11 protein-coding genes are annotated in these 15,646 nt (G+C 42.0%); 4 read left to right on the forward strand and 7 right to left on the reverse strand.

Going from position 1 to position 15,646, the window contains the following annotated elements; translation table 11 throughout:
* Positions 1-69: 69 nt before the first annotated feature.
* The 7 genes from DK187_RS19090 to DK187_RS19120 form a co-directional block, all read right to left on the reverse strand.
* Positions 70-465: a hypothetical protein gene (locus DK187_RS19090; protein WP_100187604.1), complete on the reverse strand. Its 396-nt coding sequence runs from the start codon at positions 463-465 to the stop codon at positions 70-72.
* Between the two features lie 57 nt (positions 466-522).
* Positions 523-1,416 carry a copper resistance D family protein gene (locus DK187_RS19095; RefSeq protein WP_111608904.1) on the reverse strand — a complete coding sequence of 298 codons (894 nt, stop codon included), beginning with the start codon at positions 1,414-1,416 and terminating at the stop codon, positions 523-525.
* An 81-nt stretch (positions 1,417-1,497) separates the two neighbouring features.
* The gene (locus tag DK187_RS19100; protein ID WP_111608905.1) at positions 1,498-1,845 is read right to left on the reverse strand and encodes a copper resistance CopC family protein; all 348 of its coding nucleotides are present in this window, start codon (positions 1,843-1,845) and stop codon (positions 1,498-1,500) included.
* 112 nt (positions 1,846-1,957) lie between these two features.
* Positions 1,958-5,086, reverse strand: coding sequence for an efflux RND transporter permease subunit (locus DK187_RS19105; RefSeq protein ID WP_111608906.1), 3,129 nt, complete (start codon positions 5,084-5,086; stop codon positions 1,958-1,960).
* A 9-nt stretch (positions 5,087-5,095) separates the two neighbouring features.
* Complete coding sequence (locus DK187_RS19110; RefSeq protein ID WP_111608907.1) at positions 5,096-6,649, reverse strand: efflux RND transporter periplasmic adaptor subunit; 1,554 nt, start codon at positions 6,647-6,649, stop codon at positions 5,096-5,098.
* A complete protein-coding gene (locus tag DK187_RS19115; RefSeq protein WP_111608908.1) occupies positions 6,646-8,025 on the reverse strand; it encodes a TolC family protein in 1,380 nt (459 codons plus the stop codon). The genes DK187_RS19110 and DK187_RS19115 overlap by 4 nt, the downstream gene beginning before the upstream one ends.
* A gap of 70 nt (positions 8,026-8,095) precedes the next feature.
* Positions 8,096-8,515, reverse strand: a complete 420-nt coding sequence (locus DK187_RS19120) for a PHD finger domain-containing protein (RefSeq protein WP_072841638.1) — start codon at positions 8,513-8,515, stop codon at positions 8,096-8,098.
* A 271-nt stretch (positions 8,516-8,786) separates the two neighbouring features.
* Between DK187_RS19120 and DK187_RS19125 the strand changes: the two genes are divergently transcribed.
* The 4 genes from DK187_RS19125 (at position 8,787) to DK187_RS19140 (ending at position 15,453) form a co-directional block, all read left to right on the forward strand.
* Complete coding sequence (locus DK187_RS19125; protein ID WP_111608909.1) at positions 8,787-11,054, forward strand: tellurite resistance TerB family protein; 2,268 nt, start codon at positions 8,787-8,789, stop codon at positions 11,052-11,054.
* A gap of 4 nt (positions 11,055-11,058) precedes the next feature.
* Positions 11,059-12,384: an ATP-binding protein gene (locus DK187_RS19130; protein ID WP_111608910.1), complete on the forward strand. Its 1,326-nt coding sequence runs from the start codon at positions 11,059-11,061 to the stop codon at positions 12,382-12,384.
* Positions 12,381-14,585 carry a DEAD/DEAH box helicase gene (locus DK187_RS19135; RefSeq protein ID WP_111608911.1) on the forward strand — a complete coding sequence of 735 codons (2,205 nt, stop codon included), beginning with the start codon at positions 12,381-12,383 and terminating at the stop codon, positions 14,583-14,585. Before DK187_RS19130 ends, DK187_RS19135 begins: the two co-directional genes overlap by 4 nt.
* A gap of 511 nt (positions 14,586-15,096) precedes the next feature.
* The gene (locus DK187_RS19140) at positions 15,097-15,453 is read left to right on the forward strand and encodes a hypothetical protein (RefSeq protein ID WP_111608912.1); all 357 of its coding nucleotides are present in this window, start codon (positions 15,097-15,099) and stop codon (positions 15,451-15,453) included.
* Positions 15,454-15,646: the final 193 nt, after the last annotated feature.

Raw genomic sequence — 15,646 nt, forward strand, 5'->3', positions numbered from 1 at the left:
AATAATAGCCTAGAAAATAACGGTTAGTGACCTTGGAGCGTCCGACAAAACGACGGATTCATCCAAAGATTAAGAAAGTATCGGAGGGCGATATAAAGAAGAGCTATTCAACGGTAGCTCTTGTTGAACTAGATGAGCACTACTCTGACTCAGTTGAGAGCCGTAATAAATCCACTGACGATCAATGATCGCGGCCATCGACATGCAAACGCTCATCGGACACGAGCTTTTGTCTTTGCAACAATCTAACGCATTCGTGACCGGCAATATTTGAACATACTGATCTGTGTGTGTTTCAACAGACGCGTTGTGCAACGAAGCCTTATGATCGACCATCGAGCCATAAGTAGCAGTAGCAGTAAGTTGCATTGAGTGATATGCCATTGGACCAGCCACAGAAGTCATTGTCTGGCTAACAAACACGAGCAAAACAAATATAATGATAACGATTTTATTTTGTCTCATTATTCTTCCCCCAATCAACTTTCACCCCAAACAACATCACTTTAAATACACTTCTAATTAATGCATTGGAGGACCAACAAACGTCGTAAATATCGCCGTGACCACCAAAATAGAAGAAGCGATCATTTTTTCCATTAAAATAGATTTTTGAATAAGAAATGTATTACCGCGTTTCAGTATTAACGGCACAAGATGTAATTTATGGTATGCCGCCATCGCAAGAATAACGGCAACCAAACTAAGCTTCACCATCAACCAAAACCCATAGTCGGATGACAGTAAACCTTGCCATCCTGTCAATTCATAGCTCATCCAGACGCCACAAAGTAATAAAATAGACACGGTAATGACCGCTAGCTTACCAAAGTTCTCTAATACTATATTGGACTCTTCAACTGTTGCGTGGCGCACCGCTAACCACAATGGAAACAACAACCCCAACCACCAAGCCGCGATTAAGATGTGAATGAAAAATATCACTTGATAATACCAAGCTTGGCTCATCGAGTGCCCAGAAAGAGAAAACGAATACACTAAACTGGCAACACCAAAAGAAGCGACTAGCAATGATAAAGACGAATACGGCCAAGCATTTTGTGTGCAAGCCTTACCAAGAAGAAGCAACGACAGCGCCACGAGTGCGTAACCAGACAAACGGACAAGTACAATGCTGCCTGCAGCAGAATCCCAAAAGATGGAGACCATATCTGGATCAAACATCGACCAAAGCCCTTCCTCCATCGTCGCCCCCACTAGGATATAGAAATACGCCACCGTAGCCGCACTTCCCACCAGTACGCCGACTTTTATATACCTTTTTATACTACTCAATAAAGCAGACTGATGACGCAACAAACAAAATGCAAATAGCCCACCTACAACGCTTGATATACCAAAATACAATAACCAACGTGTCAATAATTGCGCGATTTCCCAGTTCGTTAACATCATACAGCCCCTTTTTTATAAAATGAAAAGCCTAAAAGATATAATCTAATTAGCCAGTTGAACTAAACAGTTTAAATGTTCAAATTAATGCTGCATAAAACCATAAGAGCCTTTCATCATGTGTCCATCTTCGCCCATTGCTTTCCAATGAACTGTATAACTGTCCGGCGCCAACATTGGTAAAATAGTTTGAAAATTTTTCGTTGTTGCACCGTCACGATTAAACCGAACCGACACGGGCTTACCTTTAGATCCTACTACCTTGAGACTTACAACTTTCATAGGGTTCTGGAAATTTAGCTCTACTCGTTCTGCTTGAGCCATTAGCATGGCACCGTCTTTGGGGTATGTCATGGTCATCATACCGTGTGCAAATACGTTAACGGAGGCCACCAAAGCCAATGTAGAAAATGCCAATTTCATAGTTTTCATGTTATTACCTTTTACGTTGTTGATAAATTTTTAAACGGATACAAAGAGGGGATCTCTTTATATCAACGATCTCTAAAAGTTCCGAAAAAACACTCTTTTAATACTGATTAAATTAAGACATCTGTTTCAATGACGATTTTTTCCATAGAAAATACACCGCAGGCAACACTAATAACGTCAGCACGACTGCGCTCACCATACCACCAACCATAGGCGCGGCGATTCGACTCATCACCTCCGATCCCGTTCCAGTACCATATAGAATTGGCAGCAAGCCGATAATGATGGATACCGCCGTCATCATCACCGGACGAACTCGCATACCAGAGCCATGAAGCACCGCATGGTAAAGCGTGTCCGCGCGAGGTAAGACGCCTTTTTCAGCGCATTTTTTTTGTGTCTCTGCCCAAGCTTGATTCAAATACATCAGCATAATGACGCCGATTTCCACGGCCACGCCAGCCAGCGCAATGAAGCCAACCCCCACAGCAACCGAGAAATTGAAGCCAGACAAATACATCAGCCAGATACTACCCACCATAGCAAATGGCAAGGTGCCCATAATGATCGCCACCTCGTAGAAATTACGGAAGTTGATATACAAGAGGACAATAATGATGGCCAATGTAAGCGGCACTACATAGGTCAGCTTTTCTTTTGCCCGTTGCATATACTCATATTGACCAGACCAATTTAACGAATAACCTGCTGGTAATTGCACTTGGTCTGCTACGATTTTTTGTGCGTTTTCGACATAACGGCCAATATCTACACCTTCAATGTCCACAAAGGTCCAACCGTTTAAACGCGCGTTTTCACTTTTTAATCCTGGCGGACCTTCTTCCACATACACATCAGCAATATCCCCTAAAGCAATTCGTAAACCATTCGGAGTCACGATTGGCAAAAGGGCTAATTGCTCTGGTGAATCACGATATTCCTGTGGATAGCGAACATTAATGGGATAGCGCTCAAGCCCCTCAATAGTATTAGTGACATTCATGCCACCCACCGCCGAAGAGATAATTTCTTGAACATCTTGAATGTTCAACCCATAACGCGATGCCTTCGCGCGATTAATGTCTATATTGACGTAACGACCACCGGCCACACGCTCAGAATAAACCGATGCCGTGCCTTCAACTGGTTTCAAGATTTTCTCTAGCTGCAAACCAATATCTTGAATCACTTTCAGATCAGGACCTGCAACCTTTATACCCACAGGGGTTTTGATGCCCGTTGCCAGCATGTCGATTCGTGTTTTGATCGGCATTACCCAAGCGTTAGTAATGCCAGGGATCTTGACCAGCTGATCCAGCTCTTGCTTGATCTTGTCGCTGGTCATGCCGTCTCGCCATTCTGAGTGAGGCTTGAGTTGAATAAAGGTTTCGATCATCGTCAAAGGTGCTGGGTCTGTCGCGGTTTCTGCACGGCCAACCTTCCCAAAGACAGTTTTCACTTCTGGCAAGGTCGCAATCAGTTTATTGGTTTGCTGCAATACCTGACGTGCTTGTCCGATGGAGATCCCCGGATACGCTGTTGGCATGTACATCAAATCACCTTCGTCTAGGTTAGGAATAAACTCACTGCCCAACTTATTTAACGGCCACATACCAATAGCAAATATAGCAATTGCCACCAAAATGGTGGTTTTCGGAAAACTCAACACGGCTTTCAGCGCTGGCATATACACCGCGATCAAAGCCCGATTAACGGGGTTTTTATGCTCAGGCAAGACCTTACCTCGCACAAAGTACCCCATCAAAACAGGTACGAGAGTGATTGCTAATGCCGCCGATGCAGCCATGGCATAGGTTTTGGTATAGGCCAACGGGCCAAACATCCGTCCTTCTTGGGATTCCAAGGTAAACACAGGCACGAAACTGACGGTGATAATCAGCAGACTAAAGAATAACGCGGGGCCGACTTCGGTAGCCGCGGCGGCCACAACCTGCCAACGGTTTTCCTTGGTCATTTCGACTTTTTCCATATGCTTATGGAGATTTTCTATCATCACGATTGCGCCATCAATCATGGCGCCGATGGCAATCGCAATACCGCCAAGCGACATGATATTGGCATTAATACCCTGCAAATGCATAACGATGAAAGCAGTCAAAATACCGACAGGCAGACTGATGATGGCCACTAAAGAGGAACGCACATGAAAAAGAAACACCATACAAACCAACGCAACCACAAGGAACTCTTCCAGCAGTTTGGTCCATAAATTCTCCACGGCACGATCAATCAAACCAGAACGATCATAAACCGTCACCACCTCAACGCCTTTTGGCAAGCTGGATTTCAAAGTTTCCAATTTCGCTTTTACGCCTTCGATGGTTTTCTGTGCGTTTTCACCAAAACGCATCACCACCACGCCGCCGACGGTTTCGCCTTCGCCATTTAGATCAGCTAACCCTCGACGCATTTGTGGGCCAATACCAACATCTGCCACATCTTTGATCGTCAGCGGTGTGCCACTTTCACTGACGCCAAGCGGAATCATTTCAATATCTTCGACGCTCTGTATATAACCAGACGCTCGAACCATGTATTCAGCTTCAGCCATTTCAATGACCGACGCGCCGACTTCCTGATTGCCGCGTTTTATAGCATTTTGAATGTGGCTCAATGGCATGTTTAACGCGCGCAATTTATCTGGATTCACACTTACCTGATATTGCTTCACCATGCCGCCAATGGGCGCCACTTCCGATACGCCAGGCACGGTTTGTAATTCATACTTCAAGAACCAGTCTTGCAGTGAACGCAATTGACTCAAGTCGTTTTGACCGGTTTTATCGACCAAGGCGTATAAATACACCCAGCCGACACCCGTTGCGTCTGGCCCCAATTGCGCCCTTGCATTACTGGGCAAGGATGGCGCAACCTGACTTAAATACTCCAACACTCGGCTTCTCGCCCAATACATATCGGTATCTTCATCAAAAATCACGTAGACATACGAATCCCCAAAGAACGAATAACCGCGCACTGTTTGAGCACCGGGCACAGACAACATCGCCGTGGTCAACGGGTACGTAACTTGATCTTCCACAACTTGTGGCGCTTGTCCTGGATAGCTGGTTTTAATGATAACTTGCACATCAGACAAGTCAGGAATGGCATCAACGGGAGTATTCTTTAACGAATACAAGCCAGCGCCCACTAAAATAAAAGTAGCCAATAACACCATGAATCGGTTGTTTATGGACCAACGAATGATCGCTTCAATCATGATATTCCCCTACTCCGTGTCAGCGTCAAAATAGTCAGTGACCATGAATTTCACACTGCTTTCCCGCGTAATCTCAAGCTGAATATCTCTACCAATTGGCAATTCATCCAGCGTCAACCAATCAGCTAACTCAAAGTCCATCGTCATCTTTGGCCATTTCCAATCAGTAATAGCATCATGATTCACATTCACCATCCGCGTTGTCGCATCAATACGATTAATGCGTGCAGCTACCCAAACATTGTTGGTAGGTTCTGCTGCTGACATTGCATTACTAGACATTGATGTCTTAGTCATTTCAGTGCTGCTGGCAGGCATTGACACCTGCTTACTGCCTATATTCAAGCGTTTGAAATCCGAGCTTTTGCTGGATTCAGAATCCAACAAAAACTGCGCCGATGTAACGACCTCATCACCCAGCACCAAGCCATCTAAAATTTCCACGTAGTCATCGCCGAACGCACCGGTTTCGACTGCAATCGATTTATAACGCCCTTCTCCCAATGCCAGTACCACGCGGTTTTGCTCACCGCCGCGAATTAGAGCTTCTTTTGGAATCAATCGTTTTTTACCTGGCTCCGTGGTTTCAATACGAACATGGGCAAACATATCTGGCTTCAAAAGTTGCTCAGTGTTATCTAAACGAATGCGAACACGCAAAGTGCGGTTTTTCGCATTTAGAGTCGGATAAATAAAATCCACATTACTGGCAAAGTTTTCCCCCGGTAGAGAGTCCATAACAGCCTCAACCGGTTGCCCCACCGCGACAAGATGCGCTTGTCGTTCAAACACTTCAGCATCCAACCACACCTCACTCAAATCCGCGATCGACATCAAAGTTGTGCCTGGCTTAATGTAGAAACCATCTTGAATTCCAAGGTTGTCAATAACGCCGCTTTGTGGCGCAAAAAATCGCACTGTTTGAGACACTTTGCGCTTTGTCTTTAACGCTTGGATAAAACTGCTCGACACTTGCAGAGCTTTTAGCCTTTCTTCACCCGCGTTGATCATGCGCTGGTCTTTGCGCGCTAACGCAAAGACAAATTCTTCCTGCGCATTCACCAAGGTTGGTGAATACAGATCGAACAAAGGCTGACCTTTTTCAACTGAATCACCATTGAATTTAATAAAGCTCTTTTCGATCCAACCTTCGACACGAGGATGAATATGAACAATCTTGTCTTCGTTGTAGGCCAAATAGCCCACAGTACGAATGTCTGGTTTCAGCACGCCTTCAAACACTTTTCCTGTTCGCACGCCAAGATTATTAACGACTTCAGGCGAGATACTCACAGTACCAGCGCCCTGATTATTGGAACCTTGATCATCGCCATAAAAAGGGATCAAATCCATTCCCATAGGAGATTGACCCGGCTTGTCACGACGGTAATTTGGGTCCATTGGCGCCACCCAATATAAAGGCGCTTTTTCACCTTTCGTGACTGATGCACCAGCATTCATTTCCCCGTTCATGGCATTAAATGCTTGAAGACCAAAGTGATAACCCGTAGCCGAAAGAACGCCACCTAGTACAAATACACCGATATACCCGATTACTTTCATTTGAGTTTCACCTCTTCATCTTGTGCCATCACATAATTCAATTCTGCCAAGCGCTTAAAACGCTCAATGCGAATATTCAACAATTCAATATGCGCATTCAATGTCGCGATACGCGCCTGAACCACATCCGAAAAAACACCATCATTGCTGGTATAAGCATTCAACATGGCTTGTGCGCTTTCTCTGTAACTAGGAAGTAACTTTGTTTGATAAATACGGATTCGTTGATCTAGCAGAGTAATATCAGATGTCAGAACACGGTATTTCGCCATGAGTTCATTCAGCACCAGCTGCTTTTCAGAAAGAAAAGACTCAACTTGTAAGGACGCGGCTTTCACCTGAGCATCCTGTCGACTAGACGAAAATATTGGCACGCTGACACTCACCGCAATCGACGCCAGATCGGCTCGATCTTTGCCGCTTAGATCATCGCCACGATAACCGTAACCCAACGTAACGCCCCATTCTGGTTTGTACTTTTGCTCGGCAATCGATTTATCTATCTGCGCGGTATTGGATTGAACATCGACAATGCGAACCAACGGATGCAGGCTCAGGCGAGCCGCCAATGCCAATGAATTCGATGAAAGGATATTAGACGGGGTTACCATAATGGGTTCACCCGTTGTTTTCAGGGTGATATCTTGATCAGCTGTGTTCTGATCAGCCATTGTCGGAAGAATATATTGGGATAATTTTTTCAGTGCATTTTCTTTCGCTTGGCTAAGCTGCGTAAGGCGATGATCTAACTTAATCAACTCCAGTTCAGAGCGCACTAAATCTTGCTGTTTGGCTCGCCCGTACGCCGAGCTATAACTACTTTCCACTACCTCATGAAGTTGTTCGAACAAAATTCTATTTTGCTTCACGAGCTTGATACTTTCTTCGTAACTGTAGGCCGTTAGCCAAAGATTTGACACTTCCATCGCCAGCATTGCACGACGATTATCACGCATCAAGGGCATTTGATCGCCTTGCACAGCGTACTTTTCCCCTGTTAAACGTAAGGTATCGCCAGCTGGAAACATCTGCGATACCGACACGTTAAATTGCGTCATTGCTTCTTGGTTAAAATCAAAACTTTCAGTTGGCATATTCAATAAACCAACATTGATTTTTGGATCCGGCAACGCCGTCATGCCTTGGCTTAAGGCGCGAATAGCATTCTCTTTCTGCTGGCTGGAAATCAACCAGTCATCTTGGGAGACGGCTTTTTCCACCGCTTGTTGCAGGCTTAACACTTCTGCGCTCGCAACAAGTGGCAGCAACGACAATAAGAAAACGGAGGCAATACGATTCGTTTTACCGATTAAAAATTGACGGCAATAGACACTCTGTAATACATGACAGAATGCCAAAAATTTGTTTTTGGCCATTGGCTTGAGTACTCATTTTTAAATTCATAAAATCTCAACGCACATTAAAGCGATGAGTGAAACTGCGAATTTAAGAAATGACTATAGGGGGGAAATAAGGCGTATTTGGGTGGGTAGAAACGTAGAATTCAGACGACAGAGTCGTGTGAACAGAAGAAATATTGTCAGAATCAGAATGATAGCTGACCAGTAAGCCTGAAAAGCTACTGCAATGATTGTCCATACAGTTTTGGTGATTGTGCTCTGATGTCAAACTAGAGCATTCGTCCATCGAATCAGACGTACAAGAGATCCCCTTATCAGGAGACATATCATGATCCGATAATTCTGACGTGTCATGCATTTCCATAGACATCATATTCGAGCTCGATAACATCATACTGTTCGTTGCCATTGCCATCGAAAATAACGATAGTACAAACAGCAAAAAGCACACGAAACCGTGTTTTTTCGCTGAAGCGCTAATCTTATTTAACAAAAATGATGACATAGAACATACTCTTTATCGATACTTTAGACCCTATCAGAATAAATTGCCAAATGCAATATATATTTAAAATTAGACTTTATTTACTTCTCGGCTTTATATTAGTCTCTGTTCCACCCTAAAATATGTTGACATAAAGAGGGCCTCTTTATGTCAACATCAGATATCAAGCGCACATAGCGTGACTATTTAATGGCTTTTAAATTAGGTGAACTGGACTTCCCAGACTTTACTAGATCACATTTAAACTAAAAATATATGAGTCGAGGTTAATATGGAGTTTTGGCTATTAATTGGAATCGTAGTAGTGTTTTTCTACATCATCAAAAAAAATAAAATTTCCTCAAAACAAAAGAGCCCGAGCAATAGACTAAGCTCCGAAAATGACATTAGCGTAACTATAACAACTAATAATCGAGTAGTTGAAAAAAGTAATGATGACGACGATCTAGCTACCTTTAATATTTCTTATGGTTATGAAGAAGAGAAAAGCAAAAACAAAACTGCGGGGAAATGGATAAAACCAGATGAATCTATCACTATAAATGGACAACTGTTTACTAAAGGTAATTTTTATTTTGGTGGACAGCTCAATTCATTAGATGGTTACGGAACGGAAGCCTCATTAGTTGATGATTCGCTAAAAATTGAACATCAGCTGTCAAATTATGAAAATGAAAGCTTAGGCTATTGGCCTAAATTCATCTCACTTACTCCTAAAGGGCGTGGAGCTTTCCTCAACTGGTTATCCGGCAATAGAAGTGATCCAGATACCCCTTTAGGTTATGTGTTCATTTATTTCTATGGCATCGAAAGACGAATTACTGTTGATTCAATTAAGCAGACAGTAGATGACGCAGAATTTAAGTCTTTGTTTACCGAAATACTACGTTTAAAAAGTATTTACGGTAGTAGCCGATCTTTTTCAAATTATGCCACACGTCTATTGGAACTCATGTGTCTACTACGCCCTAAAGTAGTATCACATCCAGAACTTGAAAAAAGCCCACAAAGAGATTCTCTTCTATTTAAACATCGCTTAGCAACTACAGTAAGTGAAGGAACGCCTGTTCCTGCTGAACTGGCATTGGCATGGATTCGATTTTATCCAGATTATAATCTGAAGAAACCGGCACGGCGCTGTGACCATGAATTTAGTCGGATGTTTGAACAACGTTATACAAAAAAATATGGAAACGGCGTTATTGTTAAACCCAATAAGACACGATTAAAGATTGAGTATTATCCAGCCAGTTCTTCCTTACGTGGCGTATCATTCCCTCAACAAGATCTTCCTGACCCAAGTAATTTGAAAGGTCCTGTAAATAAGCTGATTGCCCTAGCAGATGAATGTACGACCGAATTAGAAGCGTATAGTCGTTATCTTGCTAAACCAAACACGTCTCGCACTGATATTGAAGCTGTATTATTACTGCCAGATGATCTTAGTGATTTAGGTGCGGAGTTAGGATTGGGAGAATTTAAAAAATGGGCAGATGATGCTATTTCAACAAAAAAAGGGTTGGTAGATGTTGAGGAATTCTGGACATATACCAAATCGCCTTTGCCTTCCAAGATCAACAAAAAGGAAGCTGAACTAATTCAGAACCTTGCTCAAAAAGCCGGGTATGGCATCGCTCCTGATACTCGTTACCATCATGCGAAGACGAGTGCAGATGGAAAGCTGGTTCTATTTCCTGAAGGACACGGCAAATACTTTGAACCATCCAAGGCTTATAGTGAAGTAGGTATGGCACTTCGTTTAGGGGCAATGGTTGCCGCTATTGATTCGCATGTAGATCAGGCGGAATTAAATTTATTAACACAGCTGATTGATCACAGTACCAATCTATCACCTACCGAAAAACAATCACTACACGCCTACTTAGTTTGGAGGTTCAATACGCCTTCAAATATCACAGGTTTGAAAGCGAGACTGGAAACATTAGGTAAAACAGAAAAAGCAGCGGTTAGTCGCATACTTGTTGGCGTGGCGATGGCCGATGGAAAAATAGACCCAGAAGAAATCAAACAGCTTGAAAAGCTTTATACCTTGCTAGGTCTTGATAAAGCCCTTGTTACAGGAGACATTCATGGAATGTCATCAAGTAAAGGTGGTATGCAATCTTCAAGTTCTCCATCAGAAACAACTTCGTCAGCTCTTACTTCGTTCCAGTTAGATGAAAATATCCTAGCGATTCATGAATCAGAAACCAAAGATGTGCAAAGCATGTTAGGTGCAATATTTGTGGAAGACGAATCTACAGGAGAATCCGATGACTCATCTGACGATAGCTTTAATATAGAGGAAGAAGCCGGAATTGATAAACAGCATTATGCCTTGTTTGAAAGCCTGATACGGAAAGATAAATGGTCTCGTGATGAAGTGGAATCGCTATGCGGAGATTTAGGTCTTATGGTTGGCGGAGCATTGGAAACTATTAATGACTGGTCTTTTGATAAAGTGGATGCAGCTGTACTTGAAGATGATGGTGATGCTATTTATGTTGATCAGGAAATCGTAGCAGAGATAGAAGGTTAAACTTATGGAAAAACGTATCCGGTTAAAAGAACGTGACGCAATAATTCAATCACTGAAATCAGGGGTGACTCCCAAAATTGGGATTCAGCATATTCAGGTAGGTAGAAGCAATGAAGTCAAAGCGTTGTATAAGGATATTGAAAGAATCTCTCAGGGTGGTGCTGCATTCAGACTTATCATTGGTGATTATGGCTCAGGGAAAACTTTTTTCTTAAGCGTGGTGCGTTCCATTGCTCTTGAAAAGAAGCTAGTCACAGTCAATGCAGATCTTTCACCGGATCGACGAGTACATGCTTCTTCAGGTCAGGCACGGAACCTGTATTCTGAGCTCATGAAAAACCTAGCAACCCGTAATAAACCGGATGGAAATGCATTAGCCAGTGTTGTAGAGCGTTTTGTAACACAGGCTCGTAAAGAAGCAAATGAAAAAGATATCAGCGTTTCAACAGTAATACATCAAAAGTTAGCCTCTTTGTCAGAACTGGTTGGCGGGTATGATTTTGCAAAAGTCATTGATGCTTACTGGAACGGTCATGAGCAAGATAATGATGAGTTAAAATCAAATGCTATTCGTTGGTTACGAGCAGAATACACCACTAAGACAGATGCAAGAAGGGATCTTGATGTCAGAACGATTATTTCTGACAATTCTTTTTATGATGCTTTAAAACTTATGAGCCTATTTGTACGTCAGGCTGGCTATGAAGGCTTACTTGTTAATCTAGATGAGATGGTTAACCTTTATAAATTAAGCAGTACACAAGCGCGTACATCCAACTATGAGCAGATTCTACGAATGCTAAATGACTGCCTTCAAGGCTCAGCTGAATATCTAGGTTTTTTATTGGGTGGAACTCCAGAGTTCTTATTAGACCCTCGTAGAGGACTATATAGCTATGAAGCATTGCAATCACGTTTAGCTGAAAACAGCTTTGCAAAGCGAGCAGGTGTGATTGATTACTCCTCCCCAGCACTTCACCTATCGAGTTTAACTCCAGAAGAACTCTATATTCTTCTAAAGAACTTACGTCATGTTTTTGCTGAAGGTGATACTTCTAAATACCTTGTCCCAGATGATGCTCTCAAGTCATTTCTACAGCATTGTAGCCAGACTATCGGAGATGCTTATTTTCGAACGCCGAGAAATACCATCAAAGCGTTTTTAGATATGTTGGCTGTACTAGAGCAAAACCCTTCTATGCAATGGTCGCAGTTAGTTCAATCTATTGCTATTGAAGAAGATCATCCAAGTAATACAGATGAAATTTTTGTAGACGAAGGAGCTGGAGAAACAACGAAATCTGATGGACTAGCTGATTTCAAATTATGACAGAGGAATATCAACTTCTTGATAAGCGTGTACAGAAATGGTTGTTTAACCAAGGATGGCCTGATTTAAGAGAAATACAAAAACGGGCAATCATACCGATTCTAGCTTGTGATAGAGATGTGCTAATTAGCGCATCAACAGCGGCAGGTAAAACAGAAGCTTTTTTTCTACCAGCATGTAGTGCAATTGCTGAAGAGAAAGACGGCTTTGGTATTTTGTATATCAGCCCTTTAAAAGCACTGATTAACGATCAATACCGCAGGCTCGAGAGTTTAAGCGAAATGTTGGATTTGCAAGTTACGCCGTGGCATGGTGATAGTCTTCAATCCAAAAAGAAGAAAGCCAGAAACAATCCTTCTGGTATTCTGTTAATTACCCCTGAATCCTTAGAGTCACTGCTAGTCAGAGAGCCTGGATGGGTAAAACAATCCTTCACCTCCCTTAAATATATTGTTATTGATGAATTTCATGCGTTTATCGGAACAGAGCGAGGTCAGCAATTACTTTCTCTGCTTACTCGCCTAGAGCACCTTATAGGTCGAATTACTAATCCAATTCCACGGGTTGCTTTAAGTGCGACACTAGGAGAGCTTGAAAAAGTACCTCTTTCTCTTAGGCCGAATAAAAGTCTGCCTTGTGAAACCATTACTAGTAGTCAGCACCAAAGCACTATTAAAGTTCAGGTTAAAGGGTATTTAGAACCTGTAGATATTATGACTGATGATACATGTACCTCATCAGAACAGCAGATTTGCAAGGAAATATTTAGGCTCTGTAGAGGCGACTCACATCTGGTATTTGCCAATAGCCGCAGTCGTACAGAAAGCATTGCCGCACAGTTAAGTGATTTATGTGAGCAACAAGTTGTACCGAATGAGTTTTTCCCACATCACGGCTCATTAGCTAAAGAACTCAGAGAAGATTTAGAAGCTAGATTGCAGAAGGAAGCTTTTCCTACTACAGCAATTTGTACCATGACTTTAGAGCTAGGTATCGACATTGGGAAAGTGAGTTCTGTCATTCAGGTTACTGCTCCACATTCAGTATCAAGCTTACGTCAGCGTTTAGGTCGATCAGGTAGAAGAAATACCCCTTCCATTTTACGAATGTTTATCTCAGAAAATGAACTGAGTGATAAATCCAATATAGTAGATAATCTTAGGTTAGAGCTTGTTCAATCACTAGCAATGATACGCTTACTCATTATAGATAACTGGTTTGAGCCAGCAGATACAAAGCAAATGCATTTTTCTACATTTTTACACCAGATTCTAGCTGTCATTGCTCAATGGGGAAGCGCCAGAGTAGACCAGCTTTATTCTTTATTATGTGAGCAAGGATCATTCAAAGAAATATCAATCCAGCACTTTAAACAACTTTTGACTCATATGGGGACGGTCCAACTAATACAGCAACTTAATAGCGGTGAATTGGTTTTAGGGATTGAGGGCGAACGACTTACCAATTCATATACTTTCTACGCTGTTTTTAAAACACCAGAAGAATTCCGTATCGTTACGGGAAGTAAAACTCTAGGAACGTTACCACTTGACTCACTAATTTTAAAAGATCAGCACATCATATTTGGTGGTCGTAGGTGGAAGGTAACTGATATTGATGATGAAAAGAAAGTAATCTATGTGACTTCTACGAAAGGTGGTAAACCTCCGAAATTTAACGGTAACGGCATGTCGATTCATGACAGAGTTCGACAAGAGATGTTAAGAATCTATTGCTCTGGTGACTATCGTATTGAAGTTGGTAATCAGAAAATAGATTTTGTGGATAAGATCGGAAGTCAGTTATTTCAAGAAGGAGCGTATTTTTTCAAAGAAGCCAATCTTGAAAATCAGCCCATATACCAAAGTGGTAAGCACTGTTATATTTTTTCATGGATGGGTGATAAAGTAGTTAATACTCTTACTATTTTGCTAATTAAAAGTGGACATGTATGCAGTAATTTTGCTGGTGTTATCGAAGTTCAAAATGCGAGTGTCGATGCCCTAAAAGATTACTTTATGGATATCATAATAGATGGGGTGCCTGATGAGACAGAGTTGGCCGAAATACTTTCACTACAACAAAAGATGATTGAAAAGTATGACGAGTATTTGCCTGAAGGTTTGTTAAACGCAGGGTACGGAAGAAAAGCGTTTGATTCGAAGGCCACTAAAGAATGGATATCAGGTTTACTAACTTAGTACCTTTTTCTCCTCAGTCAGAACCTTACGTTTTTTGACTCGCTTCGGGGTTGCTGTATAGAGCAATCCAATCTATAGCTAACACAAAGTCGCTCAGCGGCGTCAGAGATCTTAAAACTGGACTTCCCAAAGTTTGCTAGACGCTAGTTGCCTCGGTCTATTGCTAAAAAAGCCATCGAGTAAAGTGATGAATTAACGTCAATTATATGCAATTATATTTTTTCTTATAATTGGCAACTTCCCGCTAGAAGAATTGCAAAAAACAACTTTTCCTCGCTCCTTAAAAATCAATGTTATTATTGATTTCTTTGGTGTTTTAGATATAGCAAGCTGCCTTAAGGCACACGTCTACCAATCCAACACCTTGACGATACAACTATTTAAGTTCTGACAACAGGGCTTCACAATTTAGAAAACATTGAAAATTTCACTGTCGATTGCCGCCAGCATGCCAGATAAATCTCAGCTATACTACATACAAGCAACCGGCGTTATTTTAAGGTGATAGACAATGGCCTCAATAAAGTTTTCAAGCATTTTAGAAGTGGTGGCAGCCAGCAACGAGGAAGCACTGAGCTTAAAGGCTCAAGCAGAAATAATTTGTGTGATCCGTGATATGGCGGCTAAAAATGGTTGGTCACATATCGAGGTCTGTGCTGAAGGAAACAGAATTATGATTAAGCAGGCGAAAAGCCAAGTATATGATAATCGACTAAGTGAAGCAGAACTACTTGAAGGGCTAGATTCTCACACTGCTCACGCAGATGAACTGTTCCTCAATGTAGATGACGAACTCGCTGAAACTCTAATAGATCAACTAAATAAATTAGATCTGCCTTTTATTGCTCGATCTCGTAAAGGCGCCTAAGAGGCATACAGAAAGTGGAGAAAACCGTTCCTGGCAAAAGCGGCCCCCGGATTTATGACAGACCAAAAAGATATCGTTGAGGACGTTGGGCGGTTTGATCCAGATTGATTGAGCGGTTGTCTAGTCAATATCTAAGAACTAAATATCAACCCAGCCCCAATTAATCCTAGTAACCATAGGTAAATGAAATGTT

The sequence above is a fragment of the Marinomonas arctica genome (genome assembly GCF_003259225.1).
GTDB lineage: Bacteria > Pseudomonadota > Gammaproteobacteria > Pseudomonadales > Marinomonadaceae > Marinomonas > Marinomonas arctica.

Bases quoted from the DNA above. Each gene is read 5' to 3' on its own strand.
- DK187_RS19140 (WP_111608912.1), top strand. From the start codon at position 15,097: ATGGCCTCAATAAAGTTTTCAAGCATTTTAGAAGTGGTGGCAGCCAGC.
- DK187_RS19095 (WP_111608904.1), bottom strand. From the start codon at position 1,416: ATGATGTTAACGAACTGGGAAATCGCGCAATTATTGACACGTTGGTTA.
- DK187_RS19135 (WP_111608911.1), top strand. From the start codon at position 12,381: ATGACAGAGGAATATCAACTTCTTGATAAGCGTGTACAGAAATGGTTG.
- DK187_RS19120 (WP_072841638.1), bottom strand. From the start codon at position 8,515: ATGTCATCATTTTTGTTAAATAAGATTAGCGCTTCAGCGAAAAAACAC.
- DK187_RS19100 (WP_111608905.1), bottom strand. From the start codon at position 1,845: ATGAAAACTATGAAATTGGCATTTTCTACATTGGCTTTGGTGGCCTCC.
- DK187_RS19090 (WP_100187604.1), bottom strand. From the start codon at position 465: ATGAGACAAAATAAAATCGTTATCATTATATTTGTTTTGCTCGTGTTT.
- DK187_RS19115 (WP_111608908.1), bottom strand. From the start codon at position 8,025: ATGGCCAAAAACAAATTTTTGGCATTCTGTCATGTATTACAGAGTGTC.
- DK187_RS19125 (WP_111608909.1), top strand. From the start codon at position 8,787: ATGGAGTTTTGGCTATTAATTGGAATCGTAGTAGTGTTTTTCTACATC.
- DK187_RS19130 (WP_111608910.1), top strand. From the start codon at position 11,059: ATGGAAAAACGTATCCGGTTAAAAGAACGTGACGCAATAATTCAATCA.
- DK187_RS19105 (WP_111608906.1), bottom strand. From the start codon at position 5,086: ATGATTGAAGCGATCATTCGTTGGTCCATAAACAACCGATTCATGGTG.
- DK187_RS19110 (WP_111608907.1), bottom strand. From the start codon at position 6,649: ATGAAAGTAATCGGGTATATCGGTGTATTTGTACTAGGTGGCGTTCTT.